The sequence below is a fragment of the Streptomyces chengmaiensis genome (genome assembly GCF_029846775.1).
In the GTDB taxonomy this organism is placed as follows: domain Bacteria; phylum Actinomycetota; class Actinomycetes; order Streptomycetales; family Streptomycetaceae; genus Streptomyces; species Streptomyces chengmaiensis.
In genome coordinates, this window is sequence record NZ_JARWBG010000085.1 from 1 (window position 1) to 18,921 (window position 18,921).

Genomic DNA, 18,921 nt, shown 5'->3' on the forward strand with positions numbered 1-18,921 from the left:
TCACGCCCAGACCGGTGAGGAGGTACGCCGAGGTGTTGACGCTGGAGATCTGGTACTGGTCTCCGAGGTCAACCTTCAGCCACGACGGATCCGCAGCACCCGACGCCTGCGCCCACCGGGACCCAGCATCTCCGTCCACGGCCTTGGCCGCGTTGTAAGAAGCCGAGTAGGAACTGGACGCCGTTGCTACGGGGATGTGGGTACCGTTAACTCCCGCGTTGTCGATAACCTCCTGCGCACCTTCAGGCCACGCGAAGTTGTCCACTAGCGTGTTCGCGCTCACCACGTTTGAGCCGCCCGCCCCAGCGTTTTGCATTCCCGAGGAGAAGTAGTTTCCATCGGCGCGGTTGTCGTGGGCGTCAAAGTAGGCTGGATTGTTGCCTACGTTCGTGCGGTACCAGACATTGATTGGCGAGTCCTGGTTGCTGATCACGTTGTTGGTGTCGTAGAAGCCAGCGGTACCGTTGTCCCGGTAGAGGTAGCCGAAGACATTCTTGTTGCCATACGAGTAATTGTTGACGATGTATGAGCCTGCCTGACTGCCCAGAGTGTAGATGGCACCGCCGTCAGGAACAGTCTTCATGAAGTCGTAAATGAGGTTGCCCCGCACGACATTCGCCTTGGCCACCGGGGTTCCCATCGTGTCGATGTAGCCCCAACCCCAACCCATTGAAATGCCGGTATAGGGCAGGTCATGCATCGTATTGTGCTGCACATCCGTCCCTTGGGCGTAGCCTACGAAGATCGCCGGGTTGTCGCGGTACTCGGCCCCCACCCGAGTCAGCGTATTATTGGAGATCACGTTGTTCTTTACGATGTTCACCGGGTCCGTAGGGTGGTGATCGGCTTTAAGAATCCCACCCAGATTGATCCCATTGCCCGAAATATCGGTGAACGTGTTGTGATCGATGATGTTGTTCTGGCTGCCCCGGCCGAAGGCAAGACCGGCGTTCGCCATGTGAGTGAATGTACTGTTTTTGACGACGATGTTCGTCGCTAGGCTAAAACTCACTCCCGCGGGGGTCTGATAGTTTCTGTCATCCCAATCGTCTCCGTTAGGGGAGTACCGGAAGATCGCACCTCCTTGGAAGTCCGGATAGCCTCCTTCGCTATTGGGTTCTACCCAGTTGTCGTAGGAGAATGTGAGCCCGTCGAACTGCACATTGTGCAGCGGGGCCGTCGTCGTGCCGGCCCCGTCGACGAGCTTGACGGTCCTGCCGACGGTGAACGTCGCCGTCGAAATTTCCTGGTCGTTCTGCGGGATGTAGTAAAGCCAATCGTACCTACCGTCGAGGTACCACTCGCCCGGGGTGTCCAGCAGCTCGTATGCGTTCTCGATCCACGCCACGTTGCGGGCTGGGTAATGAAAGCCTCCGAGGTCCCAGCCCTCGGCATCCATCGTCATCTTCGTGCCATCGATGGATGCCACGCTGTAGCGAGGGCGCTTCCAGTTGCCGCTGTCTGCGACAACTTCGATGTCACCGACGTTGCCCCAGCTCGCCATGTTCTTGTAAATCTCGCTGTCGGTCGGAAGCGTGTACCCAATCACGTTCCCGTTCGTGTCCTTAAAGTCGGCAGATATTGCCTTGTCGGGGGCACCGCCTCGTGCGCGCGTGGCCCGTACCCCATTGACATACAGCTGGCGGGTACCGAGAGCGGGTAGATCGTAGATATTGTCGTCAGCACTGGTGGTGGGGTCGTCTACGACCACCTTCGCCCTGTAGATTTTCTTGTTGGAGTCGAATACGTTGAATCCGGTTATTTTCTTGCCGCCGCTCAGGATCGGCGGTGTTGTCGCTCCTGGGTCCCTCTGGTAGATGACCTCGAACCCGTTGGTCCCGGAGTCCTGAGCGGTGAGCTGGAACGTCGTTTTCAGCTCGTACGTGCCGCCCAGCAGGTTGACGATGATGTCGCCCGTCATGGCACTGTTGACGGTGCGTACCTTGTTTCGGGCGTCCTCCAACGAGCAGGGGCTCGCCTGGGAACATATGGAACCGCTGCCTGTGGGCGACGCGTAGTAGGTCGCCTGGACGGGATGTGGGGCTGCGCTGGTCGGTGCGGCCGTAGAGACAGTGAGGAACGCTGCCGTGAGAGCGGTCGTCATACCTGCCGCCACAGCTCGCACCCTGGACCTGGAGATCATTAACTTTCTCCTTGCTGTAACGAGGTGGTTCTTTTTATCGCAGACAATGAGAGATTTCACCAAAAAAACATGAACCGCCAGAACTTCGCGAGAATCATGTTCGGGATCGCCGGTTGGTGTGAACGGCCTTTCATGATCGGCTTGGACGAGACCGGTGATGCGGGTGGGGAGCAGCGGAGCTTCTGAGGTTGAACTGGTGATGTCGGCGCCGAGTTAATCACGTTGGCGTGCTGGCCAGACTCCGCGAGTCGCACCAGTCCTCGTAGTCGAAGGAGTCAGGGGTACGAACCAGGGCTCGGATACGTGACGCCCAGGTGCTGACACAGGCTTCTCCGGTCGACGTTGCCTCGTCGGTGAGCGCGCGCCGGCTTACTGTCCGGTCTCAGTGAAGGTGGCGAATGGTTCGCTCAACATGGCGAACGTGCGGGCTGGCCGGGGCGGGCGCCGTGTGTTCAGCCGCCACCTGCTCCAGCGCCTCGCACAACCGCTGGGCCCGCTGGCTGCGCGGGCCGCCGAACGACTCCCGGCCGGTGGTGAGCAGCAGGGTCCAGTGCGCGCCGGTCATCCGCATCCGGCTGGCTGCCCGGACCGCGCTCAGCAGATGCCGGTTCTCCCGCGCCGTCAGGGGTCCTTGTGCGGGCGACACGAGCTGGTGCGCGGGACCCCGTAGCTGCTGGCGCAGATGCAGCGGCACCGCCTCCCACATCCGGTCGTCCGCCTCCGGCAGCAATCGCCCCTGGGCGGCCCCCGACTCGGCCAGCAACGCTGCGGCCGAGGCGGGTTCCTGCTCCTGCTCCGCCCCGGGTTCAGGTGACGAGGGGGACTGATCGCCAGCCGGGGCCTCAGCGGTGCAGGTGTGGGCGGCCGACGGCCCGACGTACGAGCACCCGGGGCAGCGCACCCAGCCCGCCCCTTCGACGGCCGTCTGCACCACCGACCGCTCCGGGCCGTACCCCAGCAAAACCAGCTGGTACGCCAGGCGCAGTTCCTCCACAGCGCGCAGAGCCGCGACCGCGGTGACGTCGTGGCCCTGAACGAACCACCTGCCCATCTCTGCGCTCTCGCCACACCCGCAGAAACAGCGCCGTTCCCTCTTCTCCGTCACGCCCCGCGACCCTAGTGGCTCCAGCAGCCCTGGATCAGCCAAGCCACGCCAACTCGCCCGGTCTGTTCGCTATGTTGGGCGAACCGTTCGCCACTTTTACTGAGACCGGACACTTACTTCAGGCATCGTCCGGAAACGGGTGCGCACAGCGTTGCCAGCTGGAAGGTACAGACAGCCGAGGAAGAACTGGCGGCGAGGGCACTGCCCATCGGCTGCCAAGGTCACGAATAGCGAGCCGAAAGCTGGGCGTGTTGCGAGGATGTCCCAGTCCTGGGAGACCGGGGGCTGCACTCCGGGTGCGCAGGCCCAAGTGGCCATCCCTCATGCGATGGATTGACTACATCTCTGATCGCTACCAGTGGCCCGCTCATCCAGGCACGGCGAGGCAGGGTTGCCGATGTCACGCTTGGCCACCGGTTCACTCCGGGGCCGAAACCTCTGATCTCCAATATCCATCAAAGCGGACCAAGCACAACAAAACCCCCCGGCTCATCGGGCAGTTTCTGTGTGCGCCCTCAGGTCAGCGCAGGCCATCTGTGTCGTCGCACTCTTCACCGACTGGGAGTGGCCGATGGTCGCCCCCCAGGCTCTCGCTGTAGATGACCGAGGAGACCGCCCTGTCGTATGCATCGCTGAGGCCATTCCCGCTTGTGCCGAGCATGTTCTCCCAGTCAATTCCCATACCTACGAGCCTATCCGCACAGCTCGAGACACTGCGGCCCTGCGGCTGAACAGCCTGGAGCTGCATCCGATCGACGGCATCTATGTGCGCGTGGGCGAGTCGAAGGCCGACCGGGACAATGTGCTGCCCGACGTCGTCGTCCTGCATTTCAGGCGGACGTCATCGATCTGTGCGCTGTGGGGCACCGGATCACCGATGGGTCTGGTGGCGGCCTCTACGACGGAAGACGCCCGTAAGCGTCGGCGGACGATCATGCGGCAGCTGTACAGGTACCAACTCGGCGCGCATGTCTTCCGTGTCGGCGACCGTGCGGGGCTGATCAGCGGCGCGGACCTCGCCTCGTCCGCTCCCCTGCTGCGGGCGACGTACCGCAACAGGAGGGACATACGGATTCAGGAGGCCGGTGTGAGCGGCGACGCGCTGCACGCGATGCTGCACAGGCGCATGGAAGAGGCCGGGATGGATCCGTCGGCATACGTCTTCCACCGTCTGCGAGCAGGGCACGTCACTCAGGCAAGACGAAACGGCGCGAGCACCGAGGGGATCATGCGGGCCGGCCGGTGGAGGAAGCCCCTGAACGTCTACGACCGGGAGTTCAACCCGGTAGCCCGCAACTGGGTCATGCTCCTGGGTCTGTGATCTCTCCGGCCGGCTTGTTGCGGACATCACGCATCCGGGCGTCGAGAGCGGCCTGGGTCTCAGGGTCGAGCTCGTAGTCGCCGGCGGTTTCAGGGTTGACGTCCAGCGCGTGGGAGCGGAAGGCCTCCCGCTCCGCGGACAGCTGCTGGATGGTCTGAGTGATCCGGTGGATCTTCTGGCGCAGCCTCTCCCATTCCTGCTCGGCGAGGGCGAGCTCGGCGAGCTGGTTCTGGATTTCAGCCTCGTTTTCGCGGGCGGGGTTGTCGCTGACCAGTGTGATCAGAGGGACCCCGAGAGCCTCGGCGGCGGTGACCGCCTCGTCGAGCCTGACCGCGCGGGTCTGCTGCTCGATGCGTGTGATGGCGGTGGAGTCGACGTTCGTGCCGAGCCGTGCGGCCATACGGCGTGCTAGCTCTGCCTGGCTGATGCCGAGGCGTTCGCGTTCTTGACGAAGTCGGCGGGCGAAAAGGTCCCCGGGCAGTGGGTTCATGGCGGTTTGGCACTTCCTGGTCAAGATCGCGATCGACGGGGTGCGTGAGGGTGGCCCGCCTCGAAACTGAGCAGGCGCCGCAGCAGTGCTGGAGCGGCACATTACACATCTCGCACTGCGGATTCCACAGGCGTCCACCACGGCCCTGCGGCCGCGCGTCGCGATGCCGATTCGCCTCGTTTCCGAGTCCCTATCGACTCTCTATCAATAGACCTTCCTTGCACCTATGCTATCCGCCATCCAAATGGGGTAGATTAGTCACTGCTGATGCGCACGTATACGATCCGGTGGGGGAGCCGACAGCATGCCCACCGACCACTCCGGCTTCTATCACTGCCCGACCGGGTGGATGGGCTGCGCTTGTTGCCTTGTGACTCACTGTCATGCCACCGAATGATTCGAAAGGTGAGAGGAAAGAACCGTGACGAAGATCTACGAGGCAGCCGTCCTCACACAGGCCTCCCTGCCAAGTGCAGCCTGGGACCTGACCAGCTTCCTGCAGAACGCTAAGTCCCAGATCCAGCTCTGGGGCGGTCTTCTGCTCATGCTGCTCGGTGCTGCCGGCCTGGTCTGGGGCGGTGTGCTCCTGATCAAGAAGCTGATGGCCAACCCGCAGTCCGCGGGTCAGCAGCAGGGCTGGGGCACGATCGCGCTCCTCATTCTCGTCGGCGGAGCCCTGGGCACCGGCGGGTGGTCGCTGATCTCGACGGTCGGTTCCGGCGGCCAGCAGACCATCACGGATCTCGGCGGCGGCACGGTGATCGCCGAGACCGCCGATCAGTTCAGCGGGTTCCTGAGCGGCCCTTTCAAGTAAGAGGCCGTCACAGACCGTGCACACGACCGGGGACAGAGGCGTCGAGCGAACCGGGTCGGTTGAGGTGCAAGGCCTCCTCCGGCCCGGTTCGCCATATCCGGCCCCGCAGCACGGTGCAGGCACGAAAGAGAGCAGAACATGGGGATCAAGGACAAGGCGCTTGCCTTCAGCAGGAAGTTCAAGCTCGACTCGCACCACGCGATCGAGCGTTTTGGGGTGTTCTTCGGCATCTTCGCGGTCACGGGCGCGATCGTGATCAGCGCATCGGGGGCCTCCGCGTACCAGGCGGGGCGTGACTCGCTGTCGCAGACGGCGCTGTACACCAGCGACTTCAAGACGTCGAAGACGAATCTCGACGGCACCGTCGACGGGGTCTACACCAACGAGAGCGGCAACAAGGCGCTCGTGATGATGCACTTCAGTCCGACCGCTCAGATCTCGTACAACGCCGCGGACTACAGGGCGTTCCTGCTCGGGTCGGACACCTCGCTGAACAGCGAGCCGGTCAGCACCAGCGGGATCAAGGGCTCCTTCTACGCCTTCGGCTCGACCGGTTACGTCGGGGTCCTCCTGAGCGCCGACCGGCCCTTCGACCGCCAGGTGTTGAACCTGACGGTCCGCGCGAACGCCGAACTCACCACGCCCGGAGCGGAGCAGGCGCACAGCAGCGGCAAGCTGGCCGGCGACGAGACCTTCTCCAAGTACGACCAGTGGCGGGTCTTCTTCAACCCCGGCGCATCCGGGGTCCAGAAGATCGCGGCGCTCGACGCTCTGACCTTCGACCCTGCGCAGGCCTACTACGAGGTCGCGCTCAAGGAGATGGAGGCCGAGGCCAAGGATGCCCTGGACCAGAAGCTCGTCGAGATGCGCACGAATCTGACGCAGATTCAGTCGTACACGTCCGACCTGCAGACGACGAAGATCGACGGCCTGTTCCTGCGTCCGCCGACCGTTCCGGTCTCGATTGCCACCGACAAGATCACGGGCGTCTCCGCGGCCGCGGCCAAGGACGGCGTCTCGACGCTGGCGCTGCAGACCAAGCACGTCGTCCCGGGCGGCTTCGACCTCAACTGGCGTGCAGGCAACGTCTACGACGGCTACCTCGACGCCCTGGTGCCGGCCGGTCAGAGCTACGCCCAGTTCTTCACCAAGAAGCGTGACGAGGGCTCGGATCCGACGAGCCAGCAGATCTCGGACATGCAGTGGATCCTCTCGGACGGCACCAGCCTCACCAAGGACTACCAGTCCTCTGACGTGACGATGCGCCCGCTCATGAACATCATGAACAACCTTTCACAGGCGTATCAGAACTACTCCCGGAACAAGTCGCAGTACGAGTCGGATCTGTCGCTCGATCTGCTCCGACTGGACGCCAGTCTGCGGGATGTGCAGTCCAACAGCACCGTTCGTGACGACAAGGAATTCCTCACCACGCTCCATTGAGTGCGGCGATGAAGTGACGCATCCTGCTACCTGGCATTGAGCCGGAAAGGAAAACGACATGGCCACCGACAAGCCGAGTCGGAGTCCCAGGAAGGGGATGACGAAGGACCAGCCGAGCGCGTCGGTGAGTCAGGGGATGCCCCGGCAAGGTCGCGGAACCAAGAGCTTCGGCCGGCAGGAGGGCATCGAGAGGCCTCCCGAGGGCAAGGCCAGCGTGCCCAAGCAGCTCCCGGCCTCGGGAGCTGATTCTTCTGGTCCTTCTGGCGCGGCGAACACTGCGCCGAAGGTGCCGGACGCGGCAGACACAGCAGAGACAGCGGGCAAGGCGGCTGGTGCCGCGAGTGCTGGGTCGAAGATCAAGCAGGGCATGAACGGCGTCGCCGGGAGCATGGCCGGAGGCGCGGCCCAGAAGGCGATCGAGGGAGACGGCAGCAGCGCGACCCGCCGTAACGCCGGGCGTTACGCGGGAGCTGCCGTCTCCGGTGCCGTGGCCGGCGCACAGGCTGGCGGGCTTCACGGAGCTGCAATCGGCGCAGCGAAGAACGTCGGTGTCGAGGGGGCCCAGGACGCGGTCAAGGGCGTGTCCAAGGTCACCGGCGGCAGCCCGGACGCCAAGCCAGCCGACCAGCGTGAGCTGGGTGCCGGCGGCACGGGCTACGGGCGCGGTGCGTCGAAGGACGACGAGGGCCTGGGCTCGAAGGCGGCCAAGGGTGTCGCCGTCGGCGGTGGCGCGGCTGCTGCTCCGCCGGCCATGGGCGTGGTCATGGCCATGGCCTTGCTGAACTGGTTGAAGTCCATGTTCTTCGCGGCCATGGCGATGGCCGTCAACGCCGGGAAGCTGCTGTGGACGCTCATCGTCAACATCGTCAAGGCGGTTGGTCATGCGATCGCTGCGCCGTTCATGGCGATCGGCAGCTTCATAGCCAAGGGGGCCGGTGCGGTCCTGGGCGTCACCGTCACGGCGACGATGGCCCCTGTAGCGGCAGCCATGTCGGGTGCGGTCGCGGTGACCGCCACCGTGGCCCTGCTGGGCACGGTCTTGACCGGCGTCCTCAACTCGACGGCGCTGACCGAGGGCAGCATCAACGCGAACGGGACGGCGTGCGTCGTCAACGCGGGTAGCGTCGGCAACGGTTCCGGGGCCACCGTCCCGGCGGGCGTGGAGAAGAACGCCAAGGAGATCTACTCGGTGCTCAGCAGCTGGGGGATGCCGAAGGAGAACATCGCGGGCATCCTCGGCAACTGGTCGCAGGAGTCAGGGATCGACCCGACGAGCGTGCAGAACTTCCCCACGGGGACGTATGCCATGACCGCCGGGAAGGCCAGCGCCGCACAGAACACGGACAACGGCATCGGTCTCGGGCAGTGGACGTTCGGCCGCAACACGCTGCTGCGCCAGTACGCGAAGAGCAAGGGCGTCGACTGGTTCACGATCAAGGCCCAGCTGGCCTTCATGGTCGACGGGGACAATCCGGGCGATGTCACGGTCTTCAAGGGCATGCTCAAGACGTCGCAGGGCTCGCCGCGTGCGGCGGCGCTGCACTTCCACGAGAACTGGGAGCGTTCGTCTGACGGCGCGGCCGGGCTCGCCGCACGAGGCGACAATGCCGAGATGTGGTTCGGCAAGATGAGCGGCTGGTCGGTCGACAACTCGATCGTGGACGGCGTCAAGGCCATCGTCGGCGGGATCATCGAGAACATCGTCAACGGCATCAACACGATCCTGGGCAACTGCAGTACCAAGGGCGGTACTTCTGTTTCATTGAAGGACGGCGGGATGACCCAGGAAGAGGCTCAGGCCCTCGTTGATCTCTTCAACAAGGAGGGTGACAAGTTCCTCGACGACCGCTACGGCGACCAGGGTGGTCCTGGCTCGTGCGGGAGCAATCACGCGCAGAACTGCACATCGTTCTCGACCTACTTCGTGAACAAGTACACGACGTTCCAGACCTACCCGGCCGGTGACGGCAAGGAGACGGCGTACACGATTGCCAGGGTGACCGGCAAGGAGATGTCCTCGACTCCGACGGCCTACTCAGTAGGCTCCGCCCCGGGCAGCACCCCCGCCGGCCACACTCTCGTGGTGCTCGGCATCCAGGGCGACAAGGTCATCCTCGGCGAGGCCGGCTACTGCGCTTACATGGGCCGGGTCCGCGTCGACAGCGCGGCGCGGATGTCGGCCGAGGGTTGGAAGTTCGTGGACATGTCGGATGCGATGCTCCCCTCCGACAAGATCAAGACGGTCTGATGCGCTGCATCTGATCTGGGAGTGAGAAGCCGGTGCCGGGCGATCTGGGCACCGGCTTCTTCATGTCCGGTACAGGCCCTGCGTGCCGGCTTCGCTTTTCGGAGCCCTTATCGAATGGATACATAGTCGGCCTCGAATACCTTTACAGATAGACTTGAGTCGTTTATGAGATCAACGTGGAGTGAGGAGTGTGTTCCGTGGCGACAGTCCATGACGAGTCCAAGAGCACGGGCCCCGAGCAGGAGACCGGGTCTTTGCCCGAGGAGAAGCCCGCGGTGCCGAAGACGCGCAAGAAGGTCACCGGCGCTGAGCTCGAAAGGCGCTTCGCGGGCTGGACGATGCGCCAGCGTGAACGGGTCCAGGCACGCAGCCCGGAGGACAACGCGCGTCTGATCCGACGCAGCGTGACCGCGGTGATGGGGGTCGGGATCCTCGCCCTGGTCGTCGCCACGGGCGTGGCCGGCGAGAGCTTCAAGGCGAGCACGGCGGACAACGAGGCCCAGATCGTCCAGCTCGAGGGGCAGCTGGATGATGCCCAGTCCATGCCCGTGAAGGCGGACGCCGGCGCGCAGTTGTCCAAGCTCACCGAGGCGGCAGCCGCCGACGCGAAGAAGGTCGCGACCGGGGAGCAGACCTTCGCCACATTGTACCACCAGGCCAGCGTCCAGCCCAGCCCGAACAACGGGGCACCGAACCGGGCCACGCTGAAGATCATCAAGCACCGCCGGGACATGGCGCCGCTGTTCAGCAAGGACTCCTTCCTGGTCAGTGACAAGGAGGCGTACAGCACCTCGTCGCTGACGCCGTTTGATGCGACTACCGAGATCGATCCGCGCCACGCCTGGTACATCCGCTACGACGGCCGGAACGCAGCTGCTCCGAGCACGTACGCGTGGAAGGTCGAGACGGTGATGCCCGATCTGAGCACAAAGAACGGCTCGGGCGCGACGAACCAGGCAAAGGCCGTCTGGCTGTGCCGGGACACCAAGAGCGGCGAGGTCCTCGCCTGGGCGAGCGCGCGCTACGTGCGCAACGGCCCGACGGGGGCCTTCGACCACTTGGCGCTCGTGGTGACCGCTGCCGGGGCTCAGTACGAGAACCCCGCGATCAAGATGCCGGCAGGGTCCGGAGCCCCTGAACTCAGCGGCACGGGCCCACAGAAGAAGGGCGGGAAGCGATGACGGAGCAGACAGCAGCACCCACACGGCGGGGATTCTTCCGGCGCAACCTCTCGGTCCTGGCGACGGCAGCGGTCCTCACGGTCGTCGCGACGGCTGCCGGTGTGACCTGGAACAGCCAGCACGCGGCCCTGGCTGAGCAGGAAGCCCAGATCAACGATGTCGAGGAACATCTGGCAGGCATCCGGAAGAAGAATGCCGAGGAGGTGAACGCGGACGTTATGGCGGCCCTGGGTGTCAGCCAGAACCGGCTGAGTACCGACGGTGAGCGCATCAGGTCGCTGCTCTCGATGGCCTTCACGTGGGACTCGGGACAGAGCTACGAGGCGGCGCGCGAGAGCCTGAAGAGCCGGTTCAGTCTCACCGAGAACGAGACGTTCCTGAAGTCGTTCATGCCTTCATCGAGGTTCAACGAGGACTCCCAGGGGCGGCGTTACTACTACATCGACACGGTCGGCCTGAACTCGGCCCTCGGCGCGGATCCGGACATCGAAGTCGTCGACGTCAAGGCGGGCGTCTACACCTACGCCGCCCTGGCCGATGTCGAGGTCACCTCCGACGCAGTGACCCAGAACAAGTCGAGCAAAGCCAGTGTCACGGCGCACCGGCGCGCGCTGCTCTTCGTCACGGTCGACGCCCAGGGCAAGGTCTCGAATCTCTCCGGCATCCCGGCGAGTGGCGAGACTCGCCATTCCGGATAACCAAGACTCCCTTTCGACTCGTCTCATTGATAGAGTTGCACTGATATTCGAGTGAAACAGCGAGTTGAGGACCAATGGCATCGACACAGGCCGATGAGTCGGGTGGGAGCGCAGTGCGCAAGACGCGCTTCGTCGCGACGTCCGCGTCCTCGCAGGAGGGTACGGACACTCCTGAGCAGGCGGAGCCCGCGGGCGGCCTGCGCAAGCGCACCCTCGTGGCCGGCGTGAGCATGGGTGTGGGCGCACTGCTGTGCTTCGTACTCTCCGCGGGGTTCTCCGGCGGTCAGAGCGCGGTGAGCGATAGGGCTGCGCCGGAGATCTCCTCTCTGCGGGAGCAGCTCAGGATCACCGAGGCGAAGACGGCGGCGCTGCCGAAGGCCGACGACGCCGAGCGTGGTCTGACCGCGGCCCTGACGGCGGCTGGTCAGGTCGCAAAGCTGCAGAACAACTACCGCTACCTGACGCCCAGCGTGGCAGCAGACGGCGGCACGCTCGACACAGCGACGTCTCAGTCGACACTGCGCAACCTCATCCCCTACTTCGCCCCCTCGGTGCACCAGGCGGACCTGGGACCGTGGTACCTGCTCGCCAGCGACAAGGACGTGGCAGCCGGCGTCGGGATCCCGATGAGCTTCAGCTCCGGCTTTGAGTGGGTCGCCCAGGTGCCCTACCTGGTCAACGACGACAGCACCATCACGGTGACCTGGCTGGCGATGGAGACCAGGACCGGTGCGGGCGAGAAGCCGGCGGTGCTGGCCTGGGCCCGCGCCGAATACGACCTGCTCCGCAAGGCGTTCGTGAACATCCAGACCGGCACGACGTCCACCGGCGAGGCCCTGAAGCAGGAGGTGAAGGCACCGTGAACGAGGAGATCAAGGACAAGCTGCGCCAGCACGCCGGGAAGATCCTGCTCGGCGGTACCGGGGCGCTGCTCGCGCTCTCGGTGGTCACGCTCGGAGCCGTCCTGCTCAGCGACGGCCCGGCCGCGTCGGACACCCAGGCCGATGCGGTTGTTCACAAGCTCGAAGGCAACCTCGGCGACGCCCAGGCCAAGCTCGCAACACAGCACACGGCGCTGCTGGTTCAGCTGCCGGGCATGGACATCGAGCGAGTGAACCGTGACAGGGCGACGGGCCGCTCCCTCCTGCTCAGCCTCACCGACAGCTCGGCGTCGACCCGGACCGTCAAGGAGCAGCAGGTACTGCTCGACGCGCGCTACGCCTTCCTCGACCACAAGTCCCGGGTGCTCACCGAGTTCGTACCGGAGTGGATGACGGCGACCGGAGCCACGAAGGGCGCTGGGACGACGTACACGCTCGCTGATCTGGACATCGATTTGAGTCGGGTGCAGGGCCTGCACTACTCCTACACAGGGGTGGCCCGGCTCGATCCAGTCCGCGTCGGACCGGATCGGAACAGCGCTGCCAAGAGCGAGTTCCTGGTCTTCACCTACTCCACCTCTCACGACGGCACGGTGACGTCGCTGGACGCCTATCGGGCCTCCAGCAAGACCCGCGACGCCCTCGCTGCCGCCAGCGAGGAACAGCCCTCCCCCCAAGCCGACCGGGTGAGCAAAGCGCCCACCGCTTCAGCACGCACCCCAGAGGACCCCGACGAGACATAAGGACACGAACATGTCGACCCAGACCCTGGAGAAGACCGAGACGACCGCCCCGACAAGCACGGCCGCGACAGCGAAGAAGACCACGGCGAAGCCCGCGAAGGAACAGAAGGACTCGAAGCTGCGCACCGGATGGCGGCGTCTGGCCCCGAAGAAGGAGACCGGCAGGTTCTCCGTCGTGGTGTGGGCGGGGTTCTTCCGGGCCATCGTCCTTCTCGCCGACTACCTGCTGGCGTTCATCACGGCCACGGTCATCATCCCGCTGCTGGGCGCATGGCTGCACCAGCAGTCGGGCGCATCCCGGGGTGCGCTCAGCGCGGACGGAACCATCGCCATGTGGCTGATGCCGCTCCTCTTCCTGGTCGCACTGCTCGCCGCGGGCGAGATCGTCGTCATGCGCGGCATGTGGCGCTGGGCAACGCGGATGATCGCGAAGATCCGGGACGCCCGGGGCGAGGCGACCGGCGCCGACGTCACACCGAAGTCCACGACCAGGACCACCAACCAGAGCAAGACCAACCGCAAGAGGAGCAAAGGATGCGCACCGCAGGACTGACGATGAACGACGTATGGGCCCACCGTGTCCTGCGTGAACGAGGAGTGGAGACGTACCGGCTGGAGGGGGTGACCGCCGAGCTCGGCGTCATGGTCGAATCGCTCGACCTCAAGCACCGGGGCAAGGAGGAGAACTACCGCCCCTATCTGCACATGACGGGCGAGCTCCGCTCGGTCACCCCGGCCAAGGCCCTGCCGTTCGGCATCTCCCAGGTGACCTACTCCCCCGGCCAGGGCGAGAAGGTAGACGCCTTCTACGAGTTCGACGACCAGCAGCTGGTCGTGCTAGCCAGCAAGGGCTACTTCACGAGCGGATTCGCAGTGCCCGAGCAGGTCACCGGGATCGAGTGGGAGCTGCCGGCCACGGCGGACATGCTCGTGCTCGCTCCGTCGGGGGCGCAGACCGAAGGCGATGTGCCCGTGGTCTTCACCCAGATCCACGACATCGGGAGCCTGGAGATCGATCTCGAGTCCAGCGGCTACGACCTCGCCGGCTACTTCGCCGACCACTCCAAGGACGGCGTACCGCGGGCTGAGGCCGTAGTCGATGCGCGCGGGCTGAAGGCACGTTCGGACGCGATCAACTCGCTGTTCACCGAGGACGAGCTGGACCTGGACACCGAGGTCAAACAGGTCGTCGGAGCGCCCGTGCCTGAGGCAACGCCGGTCGCTGACGGCATGAGCGCGCGTCTGCAGCAGATCGAGGCGGAGATCGCCGCCGAACGGGAGCAGTACCAGACCGAGCGCGCGAACACCGAGGGCACCACGGAGAACCTCTACCGGGAGCGCGTGGCGGCAGCGTTGCAGACGGCTGAGGAGCAGGAGGAGCCGTTCGCTCCCCCGGTTCCGGCCCGTGAGGCGCAGCGCGACCTGAACCTGGATCTCGACCTGGAGCTGGAGGAGCAGGAACAGGAGACCCGACGACGTGAGGTCAAGCCCGCTCCGAGCCTGGACGAGCGCAAGCGCCAGGTGGCCCAGCGTGCGGCCGATCTGGACGTCGGCGAGGACGGCGAGCAGAGCCTGGGGTCCTGAGGACGGATCAGGCATGACGAGCGCGGCCCCGGTTGCTGGCGAGCAGCAGCCGGGGCCGTAGTGCATCGGTACCGAGACAGGAAGGAGAGCGACGATGGGCCTGAAGCAGGACATCGTGATCGTCAATGAGTTCAGCGTGCCGCTGCCCGGCGGCAAGGGATCGCGCGGTGCGACGCCGGGTGACTACGTCACCCGGTACATGGCCCGCGAGCAGGCGACCGAGTCGCTGGCTCCGATCCAGCGCCTGCGCACCGACGACTTCATCATGCGCTACATGGCGCGGGAGTCCGCCGTCGAGCGCGCCGGTATCTCGCGGAGTGCGGCGAAGCATGAGATGCGCCAGGCCCAGGGTGACGGGGGCGTGGCCTTCGGCTACGGATCGGTCTCACTCTCCGACGAGCAACTGCGCGCGGCAGGCAAGGACATCCAGCAGCACTTCGAGAACGGCAAGACCGTGCTCAAGACGGTGCTGTCCTTCGACGAGGAGTACCTGAGGAAGCACCGCATCGTCGATCAGGACTTCCACTGCGAGGCCCGCGGCGACTACCGCGGCCACATCGACCAGATGAAGCTGCGCCTGGCGATCATGCACGGTCTGGAGCGGATGAGCTCGGGCACCAGCGGCTTCGACGACCTGCGCTACGTCGGGGTCATCCAGGTCGACACCGAGCACGTGCACTGCCACCTGGCCATGGTCGACGGCGGCCGGGGCCAGGTGACGAAGACCGGTACGCAGCGTGGCAAGCTCCTGGACCGGCACAAGTCCAGGCTCCGCCGCGGTGTTGACGCCTGGCTCGATGAGAAGCAGGCGGTGGCTCATCTCTCCAGCGCCGTCGGCTACGAGCGGCGCAACGTCACCACCTTCATCAAGCGGTGGGCGCACGAGCGGATCCGCGCCGAGTCCCTGCCGCAGTTCCTGCTTGCTTGCCTGCCGGCAGACCGAACGTTGTGGCGCGCCGGCTCGAATGACGCCCGCATGCGCAAGGCGAACCAACTGGTGACCGAACTGGTGAAGGAGCAACTCGACCGTGCCGGGTCCCCGATGCCGGAGGCCATGGAACGCATCGTCGACTACGCCAACGAGCGCCGCGCGAAGGAGTTTCTGAGTACGGAGGAATGGCAGAAGCTGGTCGAGCAGGGACGTACGCAGATCATGGAGCGCGCCGTCAACGGCATCTACCAGATGCTGCGGGCCATGCCGGAGTCGGAGCTGCGGGTGCGCACGCCGATGCTCGAAGTCATGGGGATGGGCTACCAGCAGATGGCGGCGCTCGCCGCGGACCGGCAGGGCGAAGACGAGAATGCTGGGGCCGACTTGGTCTCCTTCGGCTTCCGATTGCGCAGCTACGCCTCACGCCTGCAGCATCACCGGGAGAAGGCCGGGGTCTACCGCGACCTCACGCACCAGTGGGAACAGGCCGAGAACGCCGGCGTCGCCGCCGAGGACTCGCGCCCGCTCTACGACTTCTACCGCTTCGAGGAGAACTACCACCGGCGGCTGATGAGCAAGTACCGGCACTTCCTGCCCTTCCTCGGTGACGCCGGCCAGTGGTACGAGCAGCAGCAGGACGTGGCGACCTACGGCCAGCGGCTGCTCTCGCTCATGGCGCTGCGCGCGGATGCCTCCCTGCAGCGGATGAAAGACTCCGAGGAGGCCGAGAACCTGGGCCGGACGATCTACGATCAGCCCGGCGGCCGGCTTCTGACCGAAGGCAAGCGCGGCCGGGCGGTGCTGGACGCGCGCATCCGGACAATGAAGCAGTCCTATGACCAGAAGCTGGACGGCCTGCGGGCTGATCTCGCTTCCTCCGGCCTGGTGCTGCGCGTGGGGTCGAGCGCCGAGGACCAGGCGAGTACCGAGACCGACGCGGTCAGCACGGACTTCAAAATCGTCGCCGGTGCCGCGTATGACTTCGACGAGGTCAAGGCCCTGGACCTGCACCACCTGGGCTACGACTTCGTCACCGACGTCGAGATCGGGCCGCACGCACACCAGACCTTCGTCGAGACGACCAGGGACCGCCGGCGGCTGCTGCTGGCGGCGATGGACTACCTGGACCAGTCCGGCCAGGCCGAGGCAATTCCCGATCTGCCGGTGGACGATGTCGCGGCGATGACACGGGTCTCCCGGGAGCTGACGCCTCAGCAGACGGACGAGGAATCCAGCACCCTTGTGTTGCGTTCCCGGATCGCGGAGCTGCGCGCCGAGCGCGAGCAGGCCGAGCGGATGCGGCGGTCCAAGGCTTCGTCACTGGACGCCGACCTCGTCGTGCGGGTCCAGGCCCAGGTCGATCAGGCTGTGACCACAACGGACACCGGAATAGCATTTAACTCGCAGTCACCCCCTATCCAGACTGACTTTGAACGCCAACATAAAGACTAGTCGTTAGCCTTGTTGAATACCCTATGAGAGTATTAGCGTGAAGAGTGTCTGGCGGGACTCAATGCCTTGTCCGGATAATGCGACTGATCGCGGCCGACTTGTCAGATGGCAGTCGGAACAAGCAGAGGGAAGAGATCATGGCACTTCTCAAGGGCAAGGGCGCGATGACCGGAGTCAACCTCATCGCGAAGGTCTACAAGAACGGCGTCACCAAGGACGGCAAGTCCCAGTACGCCGACGTCCAGGTCGACGCTCGAGATCCGCGCGGTCCGGAGCAGACGAACCTGCATCTGAAGTCCGATCGGGTTCAAGGCGAGGACGGCAAGGTCCGCTACAACAACGGCGCTCCGTACTCCACCGGCCAGATGGAGGAGATCGTCAAGGCCGCGGGTCCGAACACCGAGCCGATCCTGAACAAGGACGGCAACGAAGTCGGCACCATCTACGGCTTCAAGGGCAACGTGATGCCCGCGACGCGCGGCACTGGCCTGGTGGTCAACACCAAGTCCGTCGAGGCCTCCGAGTTCAAGGTCGACGACAAGACGCTGGACAACCAGTTCGCGTCCATGCGCGCCGCCCGCGAGGCACTGGCGGCGGCCAAGGAGTCGCAGGCTCAGGCCCCGGCTCCCGAGGCCAAGCAGGAGCAGGCAGCCGAGGTCGAGGTCGATGAGCCGGCGGTCGGCTGAGACCGAGACCGAGTCAAGCCCTGATTCGAAAGGCCCCTGAATATCACTGGGCGAACTCACCGTCGTCGCAAGCGGAATGCTCGCTGTCGGCCTCGCTGCCGTGGGTGCCTCGCCGTACTCGCGGCGCCGCTCCTGTCAGGGCGATCAGCCGGCTTCGCACGGCTGATCCACAGATCCCCAGCGCGTCCGCCGCGCTGGGCGGGGGCCGCGCCTCCAGCGGCCCCCGCACCTCGACGAACACCTCCACCGAAGGGTTCTTCTCATGCGATCCGCCATCCGCAACGCCGTCATGACGACGACGGCCACCGCTGTCCTGCTCGGCGGTCTCGCGGCCGTCGCCTCACCCGCGTCCGCTGTCGGCTCGTCCGCCTGCACCAGAAACGATCGCAACCACTCCGTGTGGGGCCCCAACCTCGAGTGGCCGAACATCCGCACCGGCCCGGGTGTGGCCTACAAGTCCAAGGGCCACCTCGACTCCGCCGGCGAGTTCTGGATCGAGTGCTCCGCCGTCAACAAGTACGGCAACCGCTGGTACTACGGCGAGTCCCTCTCCAGCGGCTCATACGGCACGAAGGGCTGGGTCGCCGCCAGCTGGTTCTAGCACCGCGCGCCGCTGAGCGACGCGCCCCCAGAGCGCTCCTTCGCGGAGCATCAGGGCCGGAGCGCCGTGACCTGACCACGGCCAGCGCCCCCTTCCAGGCCCCGGCGACGCGGTGAGGCACCTGCGTCCAGTACCTGCTTACTGACTTATCGCCGAGGCACACCCCTACCCAACCGCACCCCTTTTATGGAGGTTTGTGTATGTCTGCACGTCGTATAGCCATGCTCGCCGCCACCGCGGCCGCCGTCGCCCTGCCGGTGCTGTCCGCCCCGGCGGCCACCGCGGCACCGACAACCGCCGTCCCTGCGTCCACCTCGTGGCACTGCCACAACAAGCCGCCGCTGCCGTACAAAGTGCACGGGACCAACGCGGTGACCATCCGCTCGAAGCCGACCACCAAGTCCACGGCCGTCGGCATCCTCTACAAGTCGCACAAGTTGGTTCTGTCGACGATCTTGTGATCCGGACGGTTGAGCGGGCCGTGCCGCCTGTTCGCGATCATGAATCGCGTGCTCTCGTGATGTGCTCTTGGAACTGTTTCCGTACCTGTCCGCGCTGGTGATCGAGGAGGTCGAGCGGCGGCCGGACAAGGTGGTGCTG

Annotated in this window: 17 protein-coding genes; 14 read left to right on the forward strand and 3 right to left on the reverse strand. The window is 65.2% G+C overall.

Features of this window, described 5'->3' with window-relative positions; genetic code table 11:
* Nucleotides 1-1,921: discoidin domain-containing protein (locus QCN29_RS34640; RefSeq protein WP_279933155.1), on the reverse strand; the 1,921-nt coding region annotated here is incomplete at its 3' end.
* Nucleotides 1,922-2,525: 604 nt separating this feature from the next.
* A complete protein-coding gene (locus QCN29_RS34645) occupies nucleotides 2,526-3,248 on the reverse strand; it encodes a hypothetical protein (protein ID WP_279933156.1) in 723 nt (240 codons plus the stop codon).
* A 571-nt stretch (nucleotides 3,249-3,819) separates the two neighbouring features.
* Between QCN29_RS34645 and QCN29_RS34650 the strand changes: the two genes are divergently transcribed.
* Entirely contained in the window at nucleotides 3,820-4,569 is a 750-nt protein-coding gene (locus tag QCN29_RS34650) for a site-specific integrase (protein WP_279933157.1), read from the forward strand.
* On the opposite strand, the gene QCN29_RS34655 is transcribed toward QCN29_RS34650, so the two are convergent.
* The gene (locus QCN29_RS34655; protein WP_279933159.1) at nucleotides 4,550-5,059 is read right to left on the reverse strand and encodes a helix-turn-helix domain-containing protein; all 510 of its coding nucleotides are present in this window, start codon (nucleotides 5,057-5,059) and stop codon (nucleotides 4,550-4,552) included. The genes QCN29_RS34650 and QCN29_RS34655 overlap by 20 nt on opposite strands.
* A 421-nt stretch (nucleotides 5,060-5,480) precedes the next feature.
* Here QCN29_RS34655 and QCN29_RS34660 point away from each other — a divergent pair, with 421 nt between their 5' ends.
* The 13 genes from QCN29_RS34660 (at nucleotide 5,481) to QCN29_RS34720 (ending at nucleotide 18,782) form a co-directional block, all read left to right on the forward strand.
* Nucleotides 5,481-5,873, forward strand: coding sequence for a hypothetical protein (locus QCN29_RS34660; protein WP_279933160.1), 393 nt, complete (start codon nucleotides 5,481-5,483; stop codon nucleotides 5,871-5,873).
* Nucleotides 5,874-6,011: 138 nt separating this feature from the next.
* The gene (locus QCN29_RS34665; protein WP_279933161.1) at nucleotides 6,012-7,316 is read left to right on the forward strand and encodes a hypothetical protein; all 1,305 of its coding nucleotides are present in this window, start codon (nucleotides 6,012-6,014) and stop codon (nucleotides 7,314-7,316) included.
* Nucleotides 7,317-7,683: 367 nt separating this feature from the next.
* Nucleotides 7,684-9,564 carry a phage tail tip lysozyme gene (locus QCN29_RS34670; RefSeq protein ID WP_279933163.1) on the forward strand — a complete coding sequence of 627 codons (1,881 nt, stop codon included), beginning with the start codon at nucleotides 7,684-7,686 and terminating at the stop codon, nucleotides 9,562-9,564.
* 197 nt (nucleotides 9,565-9,761) lie between these two features.
* Entirely contained in the window at nucleotides 9,762-10,745 is a 984-nt protein-coding gene (locus QCN29_RS34675) for a hypothetical protein (protein ID WP_279933164.1), read from the forward strand.
* Nucleotides 10,742-11,443 carry a hypothetical protein gene (locus QCN29_RS34680; protein ID WP_279933165.1) on the forward strand — a complete coding sequence of 234 codons (702 nt, stop codon included), beginning with the start codon at nucleotides 10,742-10,744 and terminating at the stop codon, nucleotides 11,441-11,443. The genes QCN29_RS34675 and QCN29_RS34680 overlap by 4 nt, the downstream gene beginning before the upstream one ends.
* Nucleotides 11,444-11,517: 74 nt before the next feature.
* On the forward strand, nucleotides 11,518-12,306 hold the full coding sequence (locus QCN29_RS34685; protein ID WP_279933166.1) for a hypothetical protein: 789 nt from the start codon (nucleotides 11,518-11,520) through the stop codon (nucleotides 12,304-12,306).
* Complete coding sequence (locus QCN29_RS34690) at nucleotides 12,303-13,067, forward strand: hypothetical protein (RefSeq protein ID WP_279933167.1); 765 nt, start codon at nucleotides 12,303-12,305, stop codon at nucleotides 13,065-13,067. Before QCN29_RS34685 ends, QCN29_RS34690 begins: the two co-directional genes overlap by 4 nt.
* Nucleotides 13,068-13,077: 10 nt before the next feature.
* Nucleotides 13,078-13,620, forward strand: coding sequence for a hypothetical protein (locus QCN29_RS34695; RefSeq protein ID WP_279933168.1), 543 nt, complete (start codon nucleotides 13,078-13,080; stop codon nucleotides 13,618-13,620).
* Nucleotides 13,602-14,651 (forward strand): hypothetical protein, encoded by a 1,050-nt coding sequence (locus QCN29_RS34700; protein WP_279933170.1) that lies wholly within the window; start codon nucleotides 13,602-13,604, stop codon nucleotides 14,649-14,651. The genes QCN29_RS34695 and QCN29_RS34700 overlap by 19 nt, the downstream gene beginning before the upstream one ends.
* A 94-nt stretch (nucleotides 14,652-14,745) precedes the next feature.
* Complete coding sequence (mobL, locus tag QCN29_RS34705) at nucleotides 14,746-17,034, forward strand: relaxase MobL (protein WP_279933172.1); 2,289 nt, start codon at nucleotides 14,746-14,748, stop codon at nucleotides 17,032-17,034.
* A gap of 137 nt (nucleotides 17,035-17,171) precedes the next feature.
* On the forward strand, nucleotides 17,172-17,720 hold the full coding sequence (locus tag QCN29_RS34710; protein WP_279933173.1) for a hypothetical protein: 549 nt from the start codon (nucleotides 17,172-17,174) through the stop codon (nucleotides 17,718-17,720).
* Between the two features lie 262 nt (nucleotides 17,721-17,982).
* Nucleotides 17,983-18,321 carry a hypothetical protein gene (locus QCN29_RS34715; RefSeq protein WP_279933174.1) on the forward strand — a complete coding sequence of 113 codons (339 nt, stop codon included), beginning with the start codon at nucleotides 17,983-17,985 and terminating at the stop codon, nucleotides 18,319-18,321.
* A 200-nt stretch (nucleotides 18,322-18,521) separates the two neighbouring features.
* Nucleotides 18,522-18,782: an SH3 domain-containing protein gene (locus QCN29_RS34720; RefSeq protein ID WP_318036765.1), complete on the forward strand. Its 261-nt coding sequence runs from the start codon at nucleotides 18,522-18,524 to the stop codon at nucleotides 18,780-18,782.
* Nucleotides 18,783-18,921: the final 139 nt, after the last annotated feature.